The organism is Streptococcus sp. ALY_211, assembly GCF_058314555.1.
The window spans coordinates 107,922-125,957 of sequence record NZ_JBZFUN010000004.1; the positions used below are offsets into that span (position 1 = coordinate 107,922).

The 18,036-nt window shown below is 43.1% G+C and carries 14 protein-coding genes, 1 tRNA gene and 1 pseudogene; 11 read left to right on the top strand and 5 right to left on the bottom strand.

The genetic code is table 11. From position 1 onward, the window contains the following. The first annotated feature begins 103 nt into the window (after positions 1 to 103). The 4 genes from AC4HAJ_RS05015 to AC4HAJ_RS05030 all read left to right on the top strand — a co-directional run bounded on the left by AC4HAJ_RS05015 (position 104) and on the right by AC4HAJ_RS05030 (position 5,037). Complete coding sequence (locus AC4HAJ_RS05015; RefSeq protein ID WP_491079064.1) at positions 104 to 1,048, top strand: hypothetical protein; 945 nt, start codon at positions 104 to 106, stop codon at positions 1,046 to 1,048. A gap of 473 nt (positions 1,049 to 1,521) precedes the next feature. After that, entirely contained in the window at positions 1,522 to 2,439 is a 918-nt protein-coding gene (gene glyQ, locus AC4HAJ_RS05020) for a glycine--tRNA ligase subunit alpha (protein ID WP_491079065.1), read from the top strand. 254 nt (positions 2,440 to 2,693) lie between these two features. Next, positions 2,694 to 4,730, top strand: coding sequence for a glycine--tRNA ligase subunit beta (gene glyS / locus AC4HAJ_RS05025; RefSeq protein ID WP_491079066.1), 2,037 nt, complete (start codon positions 2,694 to 2,696; stop codon positions 4,728 to 4,730). Positions 4,731 to 4,779: 49 nt separating this feature from the next. Then, a complete protein-coding gene (locus tag AC4HAJ_RS05030) occupies positions 4,780 to 5,037 on the top strand; it encodes a DUF896 family protein (protein WP_447451884.1) in 258 nt (85 codons plus the stop codon). A 77-nt stretch (positions 5,038 to 5,114) separates the two neighbouring features. Here the strand turns inward: AC4HAJ_RS05030 and AC4HAJ_RS05035 are convergent. Further along, a pseudogene (locus AC4HAJ_RS05035) lies at positions 5,115 to 5,184 on the bottom strand (IS3 family transposase); the annotation flags it as partial. A gap of 248 nt (positions 5,185 to 5,432) precedes the next feature. On the opposite strand from AC4HAJ_RS05035, the gene AC4HAJ_RS05040 reads away from it, so the two are divergent. The 3 genes from AC4HAJ_RS05040 (at position 5,433) to uvrA (ending at position 10,322) form a co-directional block, all read left to right on the top strand. After that, the gene (locus AC4HAJ_RS05040) at positions 5,433 to 6,335 is read left to right on the top strand and encodes a hypothetical protein (protein ID WP_491079067.1); all 903 of its coding nucleotides are present in this window, start codon (positions 5,433 to 5,435) and stop codon (positions 6,333 to 6,335) included. 174 nt (positions 6,336 to 6,509) lie between these two features. Further along, positions 6,510 to 6,582, top strand: a tRNA-Thr gene (locus AC4HAJ_RS05045). A 914-nt stretch (positions 6,583 to 7,496) separates the two neighbouring features. Further along, the gene (uvrA, locus tag AC4HAJ_RS05050; protein WP_491079068.1) at positions 7,497 to 10,322 is read left to right on the top strand and encodes an excinuclease ABC subunit UvrA; all 2,826 of its coding nucleotides are present in this window, start codon (positions 7,497 to 7,499) and stop codon (positions 10,320 to 10,322) included. 88 nt (positions 10,323 to 10,410) lie between these two features. Here the strand turns inward: uvrA and AC4HAJ_RS05055 are convergent, their stop codons facing one another. Continuing rightward, positions 10,411 to 10,947 carry a hypothetical protein gene (locus AC4HAJ_RS05055; RefSeq protein WP_491079069.1) on the bottom strand — a complete coding sequence of 179 codons (537 nt, stop codon included), beginning with the start codon at positions 10,945 to 10,947 and terminating at the stop codon, positions 10,411 to 10,413. 149 nt (positions 10,948 to 11,096) lie between these two features. Between AC4HAJ_RS05055 and AC4HAJ_RS05060 the strand changes: the two genes are divergently transcribed. Then, positions 11,097 to 11,573: a deoxycytidylate deaminase gene (locus AC4HAJ_RS05060; RefSeq protein WP_491079070.1), complete on the top strand. Its 477-nt coding sequence runs from the start codon at positions 11,097 to 11,099 to the stop codon at positions 11,571 to 11,573. Between the two features lie 135 nt (positions 11,574 to 11,708). On the opposite strand, the gene AC4HAJ_RS05065 is transcribed toward AC4HAJ_RS05060, so the two are convergent. Beyond that, complete coding sequence (locus tag AC4HAJ_RS05065) at positions 11,709 to 13,739, bottom strand: carbohydrate-binding domain-containing protein (RefSeq protein WP_491079071.1); 2,031 nt, start codon at positions 13,737 to 13,739, stop codon at positions 11,709 to 11,711. 278 nt (positions 13,740 to 14,017) lie between these two features. Between AC4HAJ_RS05065 and efp the strand changes: the two genes are divergently transcribed. From efp to nusB, 3 genes are read left to right on the top strand one after another with little or no spacing between them, the layout of a single operon-like run. Beyond that, complete coding sequence (gene efp / locus AC4HAJ_RS05070; RefSeq protein ID WP_491079072.1) at positions 14,018 to 14,578, top strand: elongation factor P; 561 nt, start codon at positions 14,018 to 14,020, stop codon at positions 14,576 to 14,578. Positions 14,579 to 14,623: 45 nt separating this feature from the next. Further along, positions 14,624 to 15,010, top strand: coding sequence for an Asp23/Gls24 family envelope stress response protein (locus AC4HAJ_RS05075; protein WP_491079073.1), 387 nt, complete (start codon positions 14,624 to 14,626; stop codon positions 15,008 to 15,010). Beyond that, positions 15,003 to 15,425: a transcription antitermination factor NusB gene (gene nusB / locus AC4HAJ_RS05080; protein WP_491079074.1), complete on the top strand. Its 423-nt coding sequence runs from the start codon at positions 15,003 to 15,005 to the stop codon at positions 15,423 to 15,425. The genes AC4HAJ_RS05075 and nusB overlap by 8 nt, the downstream gene beginning before the upstream one ends. Positions 15,426 to 15,519: 94 nt before the next feature. On the opposite strand, the gene AC4HAJ_RS05085 is transcribed toward nusB, so the two are convergent. Beyond that, entirely contained in the window at positions 15,520 to 16,482 is a 963-nt protein-coding gene (locus AC4HAJ_RS05085; protein WP_491079075.1) for a LacI family DNA-binding transcriptional regulator, read from the bottom strand. 3 nt (positions 16,483 to 16,485) lie between these two features. Then, entirely contained in the window at positions 16,486 to 17,922 is a 1,437-nt protein-coding gene (locus AC4HAJ_RS05090) for a sucrose-6-phosphate hydrolase (RefSeq protein ID WP_491079076.1), read from the bottom strand. Positions 17,923 to 18,036 lie beyond the last annotated feature (114 nt).

Sequence of the window (18,036 nt, forward strand, 5' to 3'; positions counted from 1 at the left end):
ATCAAATTCTGTTAAACTTGGTTTAATTTGAATTTGATGCATCTTTTTTTAATGCTAGCAGGTTCAATATTTGGAATAGAGAATAGTTAAAGGAGATATTATTTTGAAATCAAAGATCCATCTGCCCTTGGCAGGGCTTATGCTGTTTTACTTATTGACTTCTATTTTGTTGAGAATCATCTCTCATCAGTTGCCTATACAACTTTTTGATCCTTTGTTTCCCCCATTAGTAGTAGTGGATTGGTTGGTAAGTCTAGTTGTTATTGCTTTTGTTTTCTTAGGAAAAGGAAAGTTTGCAGTTCTTGCTCAGTTGATTTGGGGTCTGCTTCATCTATTGCTTAGCTCGGTGATCTTTGGTCTCCCTATGGCTTTATCACTGATCTTTTCTATTGCTTGGTTGATCGCCTTAGGTCTCCTTTTGACCAAGCAAAAGTGGGCTTTTATTCTAGCCTTGACTATCAGTTTTCTGAATTTTATAGTAACAATTGGACTTAATCTATTTTCTTTAGTAGCTCCCCTCCTAGTAGGTAATGAGGTGGCAATCCTTTTTGCTTATTTACAGATGGTGATAGCTATTATGACCGTGTTAATGATGCCTTTGCTGGTCATTGCTTTTCATGAAACGGAAAATTCATCCTTCTCTATGGTCGACTACCTCTATCATGATACTTGGGGCATGAATCTGCTGTATACAGTTTTGAGTTTGGGGATGTTTGGCTTTGTTTGGGTAGGGCATCTTCTCCATAATGTCCGTCAGCTAACTGGGCAAAGGACTGCTGTGATTGGCCATATGCTAGGTTATATCTTTGTTCCCTTTTATTCGATTTATGTCATTTATTTGATCCAAAGTCGTTTAAGCCAGTATCATCAGTATTTGATGAGGAGCCATCACCTACCGATTTCTAAATTGCCGATAGAGATGTTTGTGCTTATTCTTTCACAGATATTTATCGGGTCTTATCTTTCCCTTCCCTTGCTTCAAGTTAACAGCCAACAGCTAACAGGTTTTTATCAGCAAATGTTTACCAATCAATGGAACCGGCGATAGAAGGCAGAGAAGGGGAGTAATCCCTAGGAAAATTAGACAAGCTCTTTATTTTCTGTTATACTGTTGACCAAGGAAGAGGGTTATCCTTTAGAGCTATCGTTAGCGAGTCTGGGGTGGTGGAAGCCGGATGATAGGAAGGACTGACTGGCACTTTCATTACAATCAAACACAAATGAAGTAATAAATTAGGGTGGAACCGCGTTTTGACGCCCCTATGTCAGCTGGCATGGGAGTGGAGAGCGTGGTTCTTTTTGTAGCCTAGCTTTGCTATTTATAGAGGAAAAAGGAGGACAATAATGTCAAAAAAACTAACCTTCCGCCTCGTCAAAGGTGCTAGTGCTCCTAAAGGAGCAAGCACCTAACGGCAATCCCTATGAGGATTGCCTAGACGCTGCACTAGATTTTTCAAGTAAAAATATGGTTTACTTGAAAAGTCGTCGCAAAACATACTTTATTTAAGAAAGAGAGAAACAATGAGTAAAAAATTAACCTTCCAAGAGATTATTTTGACCCTACAACAATACTGGAATGATCAGGGTTGTATGCTGATGCAGGCTTATGATAATGAGAAGGGGGCGGGTACCATGAGTCCTTACACCTTCCTGCGTGCTATTGGTCCTGAGCCATGGAATGCGGCTTATGTGGAGCCAAGTCGTCGTCCGGCTGACGGCCGTTACGGTGAAAATCCCAACCGTCTCTACCAGCACCATCAATTCCAAGTGGTCATGAAACCTTCACCAAGCAATATCCAAGAGCTTTACCTTGAATCTTTGGAAAAGTTAGGTATCGATCCCTTAGAACACGATATTCGTTTTGTCGAAGATAACTGGGAAAATCCGTCCACGGGTTCTGCTGGACTTGGCTGGGAAGTTTGGCTGGACGGTATGGAAATCACTCAGTTTACGTATTTCCAACAAGTTGGTGGCTTGGCGACAAGCCCAGTAACGGCTGAAGTCACCTACGGTTTGGAACGCTTGGCTTCTTATATTCAAGAGGTTGATTCTGTTTACGATATTGAGTGGGCACCGGGTGTTAAGTACGGTGAAATCTTCAAACAGCCTGAGTACGAGCATTCTAAATATAGCTTTGAAATCTCAGATCAAGATATGCTCCTTGAAAACTTTGACAAGTTTGAAAAGGAAGCCGGTCGAGCTTTGGAAGAAGGTTTGGTTCACCCAGCCTACGATTACGTTCTCAAATGCTCTCATACCTTCAACTTGCTGGATGCGCGTGGTGCTGTCTCTGTTACCGAGCGTGCTGGCTATATCGCCCGTATCCGTAATCTTGCCCGCCTTGTCGCTAAGACTTTTGTCGCTGAGCGTAAAAAATTGGGTTACCCACTTTTGGACCAAGAAACACGAGTTAAGTTATTAGCAGAAGACGCAGAGTAGTTCAAGTTAGGCATTTAAAAAGCGAACGTAGTGACCTCCAAAGGATATCTTTCTCCGTGGTGGCAGTGCGATTTATCGTACAAGGGAATCGGCGAGACCTTAGGCTCTACGATTAGCAATGCTCAAGTAGTCTATTAGACTATTTGAGGTTGGAAATAGAACAAGCGATAGCTTGTATCTATCGTTCGAAGGTGGTCGCTTGCGACCTCACCACTAAGAAAGATGTCAAAGAAAGGAACATTCGGAGAAAAAATATGACAAAAAATTTATTAGTAGAACTCGGTCTGGAAGAACTTCCAGCCTATGTGGTAACCCCAAGTGAAAAACAATTAGGTGAAAAAATGGCGGCTTTTTTGGCAGAAAATCGTCTGTCATACGAAGCTATCCAGACTTTTTCAACCCCTCGTCGTTTGGCTGTGCGTGTCATGGGACTAGCTGATGCTCAAACGGATCTTTCAGAAGATTTCAAAGGTCCTGCTAAAAAAATTGCCCTAGATAGCGATGGCAACTTTACCAAGGCGGCTCAGGGATTTGTGCGTGGTAAAGGCTTGACCACTGATGATATCCGCTTTGAGGAAGTTAAAGGTGTTGAGTATGTCTATGTGACTAAAAACGAAGCTGGCAAACCTGCTGAAGACGTTTTAGCAGGTATCCCGGAAGTGCTTAACAGTCTTGCCTTTCCAGTTAGTATGCACTGGGCTAAGAATACCTTTGAGTACATTCGTCCTGTGCACACCTTGACCGTACTTTTAGATGACAAGGCTCTTGATATGAATTTCCTCGATATTACATCAGGTCGTATCAGTCGTGGGCATCGTTTCTTGGGTCAAGAAACTGAGATTACAACAGCGGATTCTTATGAGGAAGATCTCCGCAAACAGTTTGTCATTGCAGACAGCCTTGAGCGTGAGCGCATGATTGTGGAACAGATCAAGGCTATTGAAGCTAAGGAAAATGTCCAAGTTGATATCGATCCAGACCTTCTCAATGAAGTCCTTAACTTGGTTGAATATCCGACTGCCTTCATGGGGAGTTTTGATGAGAAATATTTGGAGATTCCAGAAGAAGTCCTTGTAACTTCCATGAAGAGTCATCAACGCTACTTCGTTGTCCGTGATCAAGAAGGCAAGCTCAGACCTAACTTTATCTCGGTGCGTAATGGTAATGATGTCGCTCTAGAAAACGTCATCAAAGGGAATGAAAAAGTGTTGGTGGCACGCCTTGAAGATGGGGAATTCTTCTGGCATGAGGATCAAAAACTTCGGATTGAAGATCTTGTGGCTAAGCTATCTCAGGTGACCTTCCACGAAAAGATCGGTTCTCTGGCTGAACACATGGCCCGTGCAGGTGTTATTGCGGACTACCTCAGCGTGATGGCAGATTTATCATCGGATGAGGCGGCAGCGGTTTCGCGTGCAGCTGCTATCTATAAGTTTGATCTCTTGACTGGTATGGTCGGTGAGTTCGATGAGCTGCAAGGCATTATGGGTGAAAAGTACGCTCTTCTTGCAGGCGAAGAAGCGGCTGTTGCGACAGCTATCCGTGAGCATTATCTGCCTGATTCGGCTGATGGTGAGCTTCCAGAGACCAAGGTCGGTGCTGTTTTGGCTCTGGCTGATAAATTGGATACCCTGCTTAGCTTCTTCTCGGTCGGTCTTATCCCAAGCGGTTCTAATGACCCTTACGCTCTGCGTCGTGCGACACAAGGGATTGTTCGCATCTTAGATGCTTTTGGTTGGACCATTGCGATGGATGAGTTGGTGGACAACCTCTATGGCCTTACCTTTGATAGCTTGACTTACGATAATAAAGCTGAAGTCCTTGATTTCATCCGTGCCCGTGTAGATAAGATGATGGGCAAGATACCAAAAGACATCAAGGAAGCGGTCCTCGCTGGCTCTACTTTTGTTGTATCAGACATGTTAGCTGCAGCGGATGCCCTTGTAGAAGCATCACAAAAAGACAGCTACAAACCAGCGGTTGAAAGTTTGTCTCGTGTCTTTAACTTGGCTGAAAAAGCTGATAGGAGTGTTGCTATAGATGCTAAGCTCTTTGAAAATGACCAGGAAAAAGCCTTGGCTCAAGCTGTTGCTGAGCTTGAGTTGGGTAAGGATGCAAGTGCAAATATTGAACAACTCTTTGCCCTCAGTCCAGTCATCGATGCCTTTTTTGACAATACCATGGTCATGGCAGACGACCAAGCAGTAAAAAATAATCGTTTGGCTATTCTCTCAGCCTTGGCTGATAAAGCCAGTCAAGTCGCAGCTTTTAACCGGTTGATAACGAAATAGGTGTTAGCAAAATTCTCCTAATACGAAATAAAATAAGGAGGTGATGATATTGGATCCTAAGAAAATTGCTCGAATCAATGAGCTTGCCTTGAAGAAAAAAACGCAAGGCCTAACTGGCCAAGAAAAGGTGGAGCAGGCTGAATTGCGTAAGGAATACATCGAAGGTTATCGTCGCAATCTGCGTCACCATATTGAAGGGATTAAATTGGTGGATGAAGAAGGCAATGACGTGACTCCGGAAAAACTTCGCCAAATTCAACGCCAAAAAGGCCTGCATGGCCGCAGTTTGGATGATCCCAATAGCTGATTAATGCAAGATGTTCTAATACTCAAAGGGTTTAGAATTTTTGTATTGATTCTAAAAAGTTGGATAAGAAATTGTTGAAAGGATTTAGTTCTGTATTGGACAGGACTAAGTCCTTTTCGTTTGGCTTTGATTCTGTTTGTTGTTATACAAGTGACAAGGCTCCTCTTTTAATGAGTACGAAGTATGATGAATAGCGTTTATTCTATTTCTAATATAGTTTTGTGCTTTGTGAAGTTTAAGCATAACAGTTTTAAATCAATTTTTTCTTGATCATTGAAGCTTTTTAGGTTTGTTTAGCTTTTTTTAGGCAACGGTTTTAATGATTTTTGTTAGAATGATAATGATTTTTCTTGAGCATCTGATGTTCATTATGAGAGGGGGGCAGAATGAGCTTTATGAAGTGGCGACGATCTGGTGTACTAGCTGTTGGTCTTATCTTGCTGCTTGTATTAGGAGCCTTATTGTTATCTTTTTCGTCTGTGACTAAGAGCAGTGAGCAACCTATCTACGGTGTTACGATTGATGATACTTGGGAAGGTGAGGTCACTACTGATGCTATTGTTCAGGCGTTGAAAGATATGCCGGTGAGGCCGACTGTGCGTATTGTGATGTCTAAGGAAAAAAGTCCAAGGTCCTATGTCTCTTTTTTTAAAAAGATCGCACCGGTAGCGGATATTATGGCACAGCCTGTGGATTCTTATGATATGAATGCTTATCCTGATCCTGCTTCCTACCGCCAGCGCTTTCGGGAGTCCTTAAAATATCTGAAAGACTATACAAAGATTTGGGAAGTTGGTAATGAGATTAATGGAACTGATTGGATCAAGCAAGATCCAGAGTTGATTGTTGATAAAGTCCAAGCCGCTTATGATCTTGTTGAAGAGGCTGATCAAGAGACTGCAGTGACCTTTTATTATGAGAATCCTAAGGATCATGATATGTTGGTCTGGATAGATCGCTATGTCCCACAGAAAATGAGACAAGGGCTAGATTTTAGCTTCATCTCTTACTATGAGGATGATAATGGTGGTTACCAGCCAGATTGGGCGCATGTTTTCAAACGATTTCAAGCACAGTTTGCCCAGTCCAAGGTCGGCATGGGGGAATGTGGCAATACTGCTCCATCAGCAACTAGAGCTAGTAAGATAGCTATGATGCGTCACTATTATCAGCAGCCAGTTTATACAGAGCATTATGTCGGGGGTTATTTTTGGTGGAATTGGGTTCAAGACTGTGTTCCCCATCAGCATAATAACGTCTATCAGGCACTCAATCGTATCTTGAATGATCAGAAGTAGCGGTGGGATCAGGTAATTTTCTTGCATAAGTAAGGTGATAATGGGTGTTTGTACCCAGTCTTTTTTGATATTAGGTGTCAGTTTATACTCATAGTTATCTGAGGTAGGCTAGGAGATTTTTTAAGTGCTAGTTGATTTGACAAATCGAGAAGAAAGCGTAAAATACTGATGTAAGCCGAATTAGCTCAGTTGGTAGAGCAACGCACTCGTAACGCGTAGGTCACAGGTTCGAGCCCTGCATTCGGCATGAAAATACAAGATAAAAAAGAGTCTGGGACAAACCGCGATGATGGCTTCGCTCTCACCCACAAAACATTGTAATCTTTGAAGGTTATGTATAAAAAGTCCAGACTTGTTAGCATTATTGGATTTATTAGATTTGCGCAGTGGTTGATTGGCGGTCCTTATTCCTTGCTGTGCAAGTGATAGTCTCTAAACATCCACTGGATGTTTAGAGCTTAATCAACTGTGCGGAGGTGGGATTGAAATGCTCCAGTGGAGGATTTCTATCTGAGCATTAAAATGGGAGAGCGAAGAAAATCAAAACCGTGTTTTTCTCAGGGTTAACTGATGTCAGTCTTGAAAGCGTTGGTCATCAGCGCTTTTTTGGTAGTCAAATAGCTAGCGAAAGGCCAGAATCTGCTATAATAGAGGTGTTGTAGACCTTCTAAGGTTTAGACGGATGAACACAGGGGGCATCACAATGTAGAGATTAGCCAGAAGTGTAAGAGCTTTAGCACTTAAATTGAGTAAGTTAGCAGTAAAATTACTGCGATACTAATCATTAGTTGTTACTGGTTTGTACAGCTCTCCAGTTACGATGTTTCGAAAAGCCAGTCGATAATACTGGCGAATCGAAACTAGTAAGTGGCATAGCAAGTCTCCATAGAGACTTGTGTAGGAAATCAAGTACTTTAGTACTTAGATTGAGTTTGCCAGTTAGAAAGGAAATGAACCCGCCTACGACTCTGTGGAATTAGATAAAATCTCCTAGGTGTCTTTTCACCTGAGTTTCTATCACAGTAGTTGATTGGTAACTCTTGTCGCAATAGCGACAGCGACCCACCTAATCAACCTTGTGGCGGTGCTACGACGCTATCATAGATAGCTGTAGCACTCGCTAAATTCCTTTGAGTCGTTTAACGGCTTGGTATCTTAGTTATGCAAGATAAGTTAGTGATTCATGGGGCACGTGCCCATAATTTGAAAGATGTAGATGTAGAAATTCCACGGGATAAGCTGGTGGTAGTGACTGGTTTGTCTGGATCTGGTAAATCCAGTCTGGCTTTTGATACTATTTACGCAGAAGGTCAGCGGCGCTATGTGGAGAGTTTGTCTGCTTATGCCCGTCAGTTTTTGGGTAATATGGAAAAGCCTGATGTAGATAGCATAGACGGTCTCAGTCCAGCTATTTCCATCGACCAAAAGACGACCAGCAAAAATCCTCGCTCGACAGTTGGTACGGCAACGGAAATCAATGATTACCTGCGTCTGCTCTATGCGCGTGTAGGAGTACCTTACTGTCCAAATGGTCATGGAGAAATTTCTGCCAGCTCGGTTGAGCAGATCGTTGATCAGGTACTGGATCTGCCGGAGCGCACCCGTATGCAGATCCTAGCACCGGTTATCCGTCGTAAGAAAGGCCAGCACAAGACCCTTTTTGAAAAAATCCAAAAAGAAGGTTATGTGCGTGTGCGTGTGGATGGTGAGGTCTATGATGTGACTGAGGTGCCTGAGCTGTCCAAGTCCAAGATGCATAATATCGAGGTAGTTATTGACCGTCTGGTCAATAAGGAGGGCATTCGCAGCCGTCTCTTTGATTCTGTCGAAGCAGCCCTTCGGATTGCGGATGGCTATGTCATCATCGACACCATGGACGGCAATGATTTGCTCTTTTCGGAGCATTATTCCTGTCCAGTTTGTGGCTTTACAGTCCCTGAGCTGGAGCCTCGTCTCTTTTCATTCAATGCCCCCTTTGGCTCCTGCCCGACTTGTGATGGTTTGGGGATGAAGCTGGTGGTGGATATGGATCTCCTCATTCCAGATCCTAGTTTGACTCTGCGGGAAGGTGCCTTAGCTCCTTGGAATCCCATTTCTTCTAACTATTACCCAGCCATGCTGGAGCAGGCCATGGAAGCTTTCGGGGTTGATATGGATACGCCCTTTGAAGAGCTCTCGAAAGAGGATCAGGATCTGATTCTCTATGGTTCTGATGATAAAGAATTCCACTTCCACTATGTCAATGATTTCGGTGGGGTGCGTGATATTGATATTCCTTTTGAAGGCGTGGTTAATAATGTCAACCGTCGTTATCATGAAACTAACAGTGACTTTACCCGCAATGTCATGCGGGGCTATATGAACGAGCTGACCTGTACGACCTGTCAGGGCTACCGTCTCAACGATGCTGCACTATCGGTCAAGCTAGGTGGTGAGGCTGGTCTTCATATTGGTCAGATTTCTGATCTCTCTATCCAGGATCATCTAGCTCACTTAGAAGACTTGGTTCTGACGGATAATCAAAAGACGATTGCGGCTCCTATCTTGAAGGAAATCAAGGATCGCTTGAGCTTTTTAAATAATGTGGGACTAAATTATCTGAATCTGTCCCGGGCAGCTGGGACCTTGTCTGGTGGTGAAAGTCAACGCATTCGCTTAGCCACTCAAATTGGTTCTAATCTGAGCGGTGTCCTCTACGTCTTGGATGAGCCCTCTATTGGCCTTCACCAGCGTGATAATGACCGCTTGATTGCCAGTCTCAAGAAGATGCGTGATTTAGGCAATACCCTAATTGTCGTCGAACATGATGAGGACACTATGCGTGAGGCGGATTGGCTGATCGATGTCGGACCAGGTGCCGGTCAATTCGGTGGAGAAATCGTTGCTTCTGGTCGCCCAGACCAAGTTGCCAAAAATAAAAAGTCCATTACTGGACAGTACCTATCTGGGAAGAAAGATATTCCTGTTCCCGTTGAAAGGCGAAAGGGGAACGGTCGTTTTATTGAGGTTAAGGGGGCAGCTGAGAATAATCTTCAAAATATCGATGTTAAGTTTCCACTTGGGAAATTTATTGCGGTGACAGGTGTATCCGGTTCTGGGAAGTCTACCTTGATCAATAGTATTCTCAAGAAATCTATAGCGCAAAAATTGAATCGCAATTCGGAAAAACCCGGCAAGCACAAGGGCATTGAAGGGATTGAGCATATTGAGCGTTTGATTGATATTGACCAGAGTCCAATCGGTCGGACACCCCGTTCCAATCCAGCGACCTATACAGGGGTTTTTGATGATATTCGTGATCTCTTTGCCAAGACTAATGAAGCCAAGATCCGTGGTTACAAGAAGGGCCGCTTTAGCTTCAATGTCAAGGGTGGACGCTGTGAGGCCTGCTCAGGTGATGGCATTATCAAGATCGAGATGCACTTTCTGCCAGATGTCTATGTTCCATGTGAAGTCTGTCACGGTACACGCTACAACAGTGAGACTTTAGAAGTCCACTACAAGGAAAAAAACATTGCAGAAATCCTTGATATGACTGTTAATGATGCCGTGGATTTCTTTGCGCCAATTCCAAAGATTGCCCGCAAACTTCAAACCATCAAGGATGTCGGACTGGGTTATGTGACATTGGGTCAGCCAGCTACTACCCTGTCAGGTGGGGAAGCTCAGCGTATGAAGCTGGCTAGTGAGCTCCACAAACGCTCAACTGGTAAGTCCTTCTACATTTTGGATGAGCCAACGACAGGTCTGCATACCGATGATATTGCCCGTTTGCTCAAGGTCTTGGAACGTTTTGTCGACGAAGGAAATACGGTGCTCGTTATCGAGCATAATCTGGATGTCATCAAAACGGCGGATCACTTGATCGATCTAGGACCAGAGGGTGGTGTTGGAGGTGGTCGTATTGTTGCGACTGGAACTCCAGAAGAGGTAGCAGCTAATTCAGATAGCTATACAGGACACTATTTGAAATCAAAACTAGGCTAAACAAAAGAGGGTGGAAGAAAAATCATGATTTTTCTTCCACCCTCTTTTGTATTAGCTACAGTTTTTCTGACTTCTGTTGAACCTAGGGTTAGGCTGCACTTGCAGCTGCGATAATTCCTACTATGATTACAATAATTATCCAAATAAATGGCATAGCCAGTCCGATGGAGTTAATAATAATCTCGTTCTTGTAGCTGTAAGGCTTGTTATGATTTGTGATAGATATGATAAGACCAATCAGCGCTAAAATAAACCCGAAAATTCCCAAATAAAAAGTGAGACTGAGTATAATAGAGATAATTCCGAGTACTAATGGTGCCGTAGATTTAGGCTGAGGGTAATAGCCGGGATAAGGGGCTTGAGTAAAGTTAGGCTGTTGGTATTCTGGATAAGGAGTCGCCTGTGATGGATTTTGGAGAGGAGCTTGTTGATAAGGAGCTTCTTGAGGCTGGTTAGGCATAGTTTGTTGTTGCTGGTTTGGAAAAACTTGTGTTTGATAGGGTTGATTGCCGGCATAAGGATTTTGGGTAGGGGTTTCCTGATATTGTGGCTGTTGGTAGGCCTGTTGAGGTAGTGGTTGCTCTTGTCCCTGTTGGTTATCTTGTGGGAATGTTTCTTGTGTCATTTTGAACTCCTTTATAAAAACTGAAGGTTTGAAACCTAATCATATAAAGAAATAGGAATTTTGTCAATAGTATATGGGACTAGCTGTGGACGCCAAGGAGTCATGGATGGTATACTAATCTAAAGTCAGTCAGATAAAGGAGGATAGATATGGTAGAGCGGTTATCTTGGCAGGATTATTTTATGGCCAATGCAGAATTGATTTCTAAGCGATCAACTTGTGATCGTGCCTTTGTAGGTGCCGTCTTGGTTAAGGATAAGCGCATTATAGCGACTGGTTATAATGGTGGGGTTTCAGATGCAGATAACTGCAATGAAGTGGGCCACTATATGGAGGGTGGTCATTGTATACGGACTGTTCATGCTGAGATGAATGCTTTGATCCAGTGCGCTAAGGAAGGGATCTCGACCAAGGAAACGGAGATTTATGTGACGCATTTTCCTTGTATCAACTGCACAAAGGCCCTCCTTCAAGCAGGTGTCACTAAGATCACCTATAAATCCAATTATCGCCCCAATCAACTGGCGATTCAGCTGATGGAGCAAAAGCGTGTCACCTTGGTTCAACATCAGGTTCCTAAAGTTAGTTTGGGGCAGGATGGAGAAGATAATGACGGGACAAAGTAAATCCTATGGGTACCAGATTTTTTGTTTGATCATACAACGAGGTTTGAGACTTAGGTCTCAAACCTCGTTTATTTCTTAATGGCAGTGTGACCTATTTGCAGATGGGTTTTGAAATCTGTCTCACTCACCTAAATCTTATTTATGGGCTCTTCTTGTCAGGGGGCTAATCCTTGCATCCTTGGATAAGCTGTCAAGGGAAACAGGTCGGCTGGTATTTCTTCTTGACTGATACTTGGTGGTAGGATCAGGAGCGATGGAGTAGAAAGAGAAAGGTTCTTTCTCTTGATTCCTTCGGTAGTTAGGTAGAAGAGATAAGGGACTTGTCTTTGTGCTTACGCTTTGACTCATGGTGTTTTGAGGGGAGAAGCTGGTAGGTCTCATAGACATAAGAATGACCGTCGTATTTAGAGAGCTATCAGCTTTTTGAGCGTTAGTAGCGGTACTTGTTGGTTTTGTACTCTGGTTGGAAAATCCTTCTGGCGTTTTTAGACTAGTTAGAAGGCTTGTTGATGTTTGGTCAGTTCCAGCTGTGATAGAGGTGTCTGTTGTTTGTCCTTCTGGCAGGCTCGGCATTGTCTGACCGTTTAGTCCGCCTGGTGGCTGATTAGAGGGACTAGTTTCAGTTGTTGCAGTTGCACTAGCTGTATTCCCACCACTAGTAGAAATAGTATAGGTGCTACCTGACAGGATCGTTTCAGTTGAGAGAACAATGTTACTAAAAGCGACATCAGCTGTTGTGCTTGCTATGATATTGCCACTGTCATCGCTCACCGTAATCGTTTCGCCAGCTGTACCTGAGATATTAGTCATAATATAGGCTTGACTGGATCCTGCTGAGAAAGCTTGGGCCATACCGGCTTGGCCGATTGCCCAGGTTGTTCCGCCATTAGTTATACCTGTACCATCGTAGTCCATGGCAGCATTGTCAGCTGATGTAGATTGAGCTTTAAGACTACCGCCGGTAATGGTTAAGTTACCATTTGAATCTACTCCATCTCCATCAGCAATGATACTGGTTTCCCCACCGTTAATCGTCATGGAGACTGTTTCTGCAGCATTTTCAGTCCCGGAAAAGGGATCCTTAGCTACCATACCATCATCAGAGGCAGATAAGTTGTTTTTTCCGCCATTGATGATAATATCAGAGCCTACTAGAGCTTCGTAAGATTGAGAGACTGTGATTGATCCATCGTTGATGGTCAAGGTGTTTCCAGACTTGATACCAGCCGTGTCTTCATTGGTAGAAGAAGTGATGGTAATGTTGCCATCATTGATGGTTACATTAGCAGCTTCAGGATCTGTTTCTGAAAGAGCCCAGATACCTGCCCCATCAGATGTTATTGTTAGATTACCTGAATTGATGATGACATCATCCTCTGTTTGAATACCATCGCCATTAGAAGTCATATCAAGTGTGGCAGAATCTAAGGTGAAAGTGTTGGCTTGAATGGCATCGTCACTACTATTTAGCGTCAGTTTTCCTTTCCCTGTCACATATAAGGCTTCTTGAGCTGATAAAGCTACAGATGAACTTAGGATACTACTATCGCTGGCAACTGTCACTGTCAGGTCTCCTAGACCTGAGAGACCATTAGTGAGTTGAGCATTCTCTAGCGTTAGTTCGACACCATCTGCTGCGACTACTTGATAGTCCGTGCTACCTGTTAGGGTATAGTGGGAGGTGTTGTCTGTTAGAGTGATAGTATTGCTAGTGTCATCGACCGTATAACTATCCTGACTGCTAGCTTGTGACAGGTCAATAATGATAGCTGTCTTGTCTAAGCTCTCAGTGGTTTCTGACGCTTGTGTGTCTTGTGTCTCTGTAGTTTGAGTGGCAGCCTCGTCTAGACTTGTTTGGCTGTTTTGAGTGTTTTGACTAGTAGATTGACCACTCTCTGAGGAAGTCTCTTGATTAGTCGTTTGTTCTTGACTACTAGCTGTGTCAGTCAGATTAGATTGGCTTTCTGCTGAGCTAGTCGTTGCTTGAGTGACTTCTGAGCTAGCTGCTGCGCTATCTGCTGTTTGTGTACTTGGAGCGGTGGTCTCGTCTGCTTGAACAGTTGATATTGATGTGAGGAAGAGACCGGATAGTAGCAGTCCTCCGACTAAGCCATAAGCCTTGTGTTTGCGATAAATGCCACGATTATGATTGGTATGTTTTGTCATTGTAGGTACCTCTTTTCCTTTATATTAGGGAGCCATTTGACTCATAGATAAGTTTGCTTAAGCTGCTTATCTATGGTGGCTAGTATAGGTGAGAAAAATGAAGCTTAAATGAATAAGGTTATTTGAATTTTTTTTTGGAAAAAATTAATTGTGTTAGCCTTGCCGAGAGAGTCATACCAAGGGATGTTGGTGGTACTTAATTGGTTAATATTTGAGAAAAAAAGGTGAATATGATAGAATGAAGAGAATTTAATTATTAACTAAAGAGGTAGAGACACATGATTGAAGCAAGTAAGCTCCGAGCTGGTATGACGTTTGAAACAGCTGATGGCAAATTGATCAAGGTTTTGGAAGCTAGTCACCACAAACCTGGTAAAGGAAACACAGTTATGCGCATGAAATTGCGTGATGTTCGTTCTGGCTCTACATTTGATACGACTTATCGTCCAGAAGAAAAATTTGAGCAGGCTATTATTGAAACGCGTCCGGCTCAATACTTGTATCAGATGGATGATACTGCTTATTTTATGGATACTGAAAATTATGAGCAATACGAAATTCCAACAGCCAATGTTGAAAATGAATTGCTCTATATGCTTGAAAATTCCGAAGTGAAGATCCAATTTTACGGAAGCGAAGTGATCGGGGTTACTGTTCCGACGACGGTTGAGTTGACTGTTGCTGAAACACAGCCATCCATCAAGGGTGCTACGGTGACTGGTTCAGGGAAACCAGCTACCATGGAAACAGGTCTTGTGGTAAACGTTCCTGATTTTATCGAAGCTGGACAAAAATTGGTCATTAACACAGCAGAAGGTACTTACGTTTCACGTGCCTAAGCTAGTATTTATATATTCCTAGTGAATTTTAGAAAGGATAGACTTATGGCAGAAGCAATTGGAGAGATTGTTATTGCGCCTCGTGTACTTGAGGTTATTACAGGTATTGCAGCAACTAAGGTCGATGGTGTCTACTCACTGGTCAATAAGGCTGTGACTGATAATATTAGCAAGTCAACCTTGCGTCGTGGTGTCTATTTGACAACGGATGAGGACGATAAGGTGACAGCTGATATTTATTTGCAGCTCCAATATGGTGTCAATGTTCCTGCCGTATCTATCGAGGTGCAGCGTGCTGTTAAATCAGCAGTTAAGGACATGGCTGAAGTGGAGATTACGGATGTCAATGTTCATGTTGTAGGGATTGTTCCAGAAAAGACGCCAAAACCAGATTTAGGCGCACTCTTTGATGAGGACTTTTTAGATGACTGATTCTAGGAGACAGTTGCGTGAGCGTGCCCTTCAGGCGATTTTTAGTCTGGAGTTTGGTCAAGCAGATGTGCAGGATGCTGCTAGTTTCGCTTACAGTTATGATAAAGAGTTGGCAGAGGAAGAAGCTATAGACATTCCGGCTTTTTTGCTCAATCTTGTTAAAGGGATGACAGATGAGCAAGCAGAGATTGATCGTCTGATTATTGAGCATTTGAAGTCAGGTTGGACGTTAGATCGCTTGACCTTGATCGATCGCAGTCTTCTTCGCTTAGGACTTTATGAGATCAAGTATTATGATGAAACACCGGATCGTGTGGCCCTCAATGAGATCATCGAGTTGGCTAAATCTTATTCAGATAGTCAATCCTCAAAATTTATCAATGGGATTTTGACTAAATTTGTTCGTGAAGACTAAGTATCTGCTAGTGTATTGATGTATTGATATGAAATGGTGTAAAAAAGAGGCTGAGACAAACGTTCTCAGCCTCTTTTTTTATGGTGAAAAGACACTATAGTGATTTTCCTGTTGTTAAACTGATGGGGAGGGTGTAATTCTTTTGAACGGGACGGTTATTGATCTTGGATAGGAGAACCTCTACGAGGAGCTCAGCAATTTCTCGCATGGGTTGCTTGATGGTTGAAAGCTGAGGAAAATAGTTTTCGACAAATTGGGTACCATCATAGCCGATGAGCTTCATATCTTGGGGAATGCGAATGCCAAGATCGTTAGCGATTTTTATGGTCAGTATGGCTGTCATATCATCAGAGGTAAAGAGACCATCTGGTTTCTCTCGACTGAGAATATCCTTGATTTCCATTTCCTTGCGGATAGCAGAGTAATCACTAGAGATATTGAAAACTTTGGCATGGGGGAGGACAGCATTGAAGCCCTGACGACGCAAGCCTGTGGTGGAGTTAGAGTTATCGTTACCTGTGAACATGACAATGGTCTGACAGCCGATTCGCTCTAGAGTTCTTGCTGCCATTCGACCTCCTTCAAAATTATCAGAGGAGATGACAGGGATATTGGGGGCGAGATTGCGGTCAAAAGCGACAATGGGTGCTTCGACACGCTGATAATCCACAATATCTAGATTGTGGCTGGAGGAGATGATACCGTCGACCTGATTGGCCGCCAGCATTTCTAGATACTCCCTTTCCTTTTCGGATTCATTTTGGCTGTTGCAGATAATAACCTTATAGCCATGATGAAAGAGCAGGGATTCCAGGTGTTCGATCATCTCTGCATAAAATACATTACTAATGGTTGGAAAAATCAGGCCGATCAATTTGGAAGACTTGCCTTGCAATCCTCTAGCTAGGCTGTTTGGCTTATAGCCGAGTTCTCTCATAGCCTTGTGAACTTTCGCCTTAGTCTTTTCAGATAGATAGCCCTTGTTATTGATAACGCGTGATACGGTTGTTGGGCTTACACCAGCTAGTGCAGCCACATCAGTTAATTTAGCTACCATAGTTTATGCCTTTAATTCGTAGTAAGTACCTGTAGGGTTGCCTTGTAGGATTTGGATGCCAGTTTGTCCTTCCTCAGGAAAAACACGACTGGTAAAGACTTTTTCTCCCTTATTGAAAAAGATCTCAATGATCGAATTATCGACGAAGATGGTCACAGTTTCAGCCTTATCAATAGTACACTCACGACTTGTTCCAAAGGCTTGAGCATACTGGACACCAGCTTTGGAGCGGTCAAGGACTATCTTACCAGCTGTGTTATCAATATTGAGTCTGAGACCATTGCCCTTATTATCTGCAAAGAGGAGAAGTTCGGTTGTTTGGCTACTTTCGAGATTGAGTTCGAGCTCGTAGGTGTTAGAGGTCTCTTTCATAGGGGTAAAGGCCTGTTCGGACGCACGCAGGCTAGTGATGGCTGAAACAGGGTATTGATAGAGCTTACCATTTTTGATAGTCAGCTCCTTAACTAGACTCATAGCCCCTTGGTAGTCATATTGATCTGTCGGATAATCTACATCAGGTAAGCCAATCCAGCTAACGCTTAAAGCACGGCCATCTGGTGTATTAAAGGCTTGAGTTGCATAGGCTTCAAAGCCGAAGTCGAGATTAAAAATTTCAGAAGCACCGACTAGAGCAGGGCTTTTTGTGTCAAACGATTGACAGATCTTATAAGTGTTGGGATAGATATTATCATAAGCTAGCTCATCCTTAGCTAATCCCTGAGGGCTATAGAGCAGGACAGGATTGTCACCGACAAAGACTAGGTTGGGGCATTCGATCATGTATTCAGAACCGGTACCTCCAAAATCTAAATTTCCGACCTCTTGCCAGTCAGTAACATCGTTGTTGATAGCTTTGTAGAGCTTGATAAAGCCTTTTTTATCAAGGCTTTGAGCTCCTACAATGGCATAGTATTGTCCCTTATAGTTGAAAATCTGTGGGTCACGGAAGTGTTCAGTAACGTCAGCTGGCTGTTGGATCAGGACATTTTTAAATTTTTCAATATGCCCTTTTTTATCCATCCAAGCTCCGACTTGTAGGGGATCGCGAACCCAATTTTCATCGCGGACGTTTCCAGTATAGAAGATAAATAGCTTATCATCGATAGGGTAGGCAGAGCCAGAATAAGCGCCGTGGCTATCATTTTTGCTGTCAGGTTGAAGTGTTGCTCCTGTTTTTGTAAAATGCACCAGGTCTTCTGATTCGGTGTGAACCCATTGTTTTAAGCCGTGAGCGGCACCAAATGGCCAGTTTTGATAGAAGAGTTGAAACTTATGATTGAAATAAGAAAAGCCATTAGGATCATTGAGCAGACCTGTGTCGGGCTCGATATGATAACTTGCTCTCCAAGGGGATTTAGCAACATTGGCTGCAATAGTATCACGCTCCTGATCAGTCCAGTCTGCATATGGCTTATAGCGAATTTCAGTTGGTAAATTCATAGGATGTCCTCCAAATATATAAGAAGTGAAAGGGGCTGTTTATAGTAGTGGCTTGGCTAGGTGTCAGCAGGTTTAGCAGATTCCTGTCAAGCGGTGTCACTTTCTTAACATAGT

What these genes read in the sequence shown, in the direction of transcription:
- AC4HAJ_RS05075 (WP_491079073.1), top strand. Translation starts at nt 14,624, where the DNA reads ATGGCAGAAGCAATTGGAGAGATTGTTATTGCGCCTCGTGTACTTGAG.
- AC4HAJ_RS05040 (WP_491079067.1), top strand. Translation starts at nt 5,433, where the DNA reads ATGAAGTGGCGACGATCTGGTGTACTAGCTGTTGGTCTTATCTTGCTG.
- AC4HAJ_RS05065 (WP_491079071.1), bottom strand. Translation starts at nt 13,739, where the DNA reads ATGACAAAACATACCAATCATAATCGTGGCATTTATCGCAAACACAAG.
- glyS (WP_491079066.1), top strand. Translation starts at nt 2,694, where the DNA reads ATGACAAAAAATTTATTAGTAGAACTCGGTCTGGAAGAACTTCCAGCC.
- glyQ (WP_491079065.1), top strand. Translation starts at nt 1,522, where the DNA reads ATGAGTAAAAAATTAACCTTCCAAGAGATTATTTTGACCCTACAACAA.
- AC4HAJ_RS05085 (WP_491079075.1), bottom strand. Translation starts at nt 16,482, where the DNA reads ATGGTAGCTAAATTAACTGATGTGGCTGCACTAGCTGGTGTAAGCCCA.
- nusB (WP_491079074.1), top strand. Translation starts at nt 15,003, where the DNA reads ATGACTGATTCTAGGAGACAGTTGCGTGAGCGTGCCCTTCAGGCGATT.
- AC4HAJ_RS05055 (WP_491079069.1), bottom strand. Translation starts at nt 10,947, where the DNA reads ATGACACAAGAAACATTCCCACAAGATAACCAACAGGGACAAGAGCAA.
- efp (WP_491079072.1), top strand. Translation starts at nt 14,018, where the DNA reads ATGATTGAAGCAAGTAAGCTCCGAGCTGGTATGACGTTTGAAACAGCT.
- uvrA (WP_491079068.1), top strand. Translation starts at nt 7,497, where the DNA reads ATGCAAGATAAGTTAGTGATTCATGGGGCACGTGCCCATAATTTGAAA.
- AC4HAJ_RS05060 (WP_491079070.1), top strand. Translation starts at nt 11,097, where the DNA reads ATGGTAGAGCGGTTATCTTGGCAGGATTATTTTATGGCCAATGCAGAA.
- AC4HAJ_RS05090 (WP_491079076.1), bottom strand. Translation starts at nt 17,922, where the DNA reads ATGAATTTACCAACTGAAATTCGCTATAAGCCATATGCAGACTGGACT.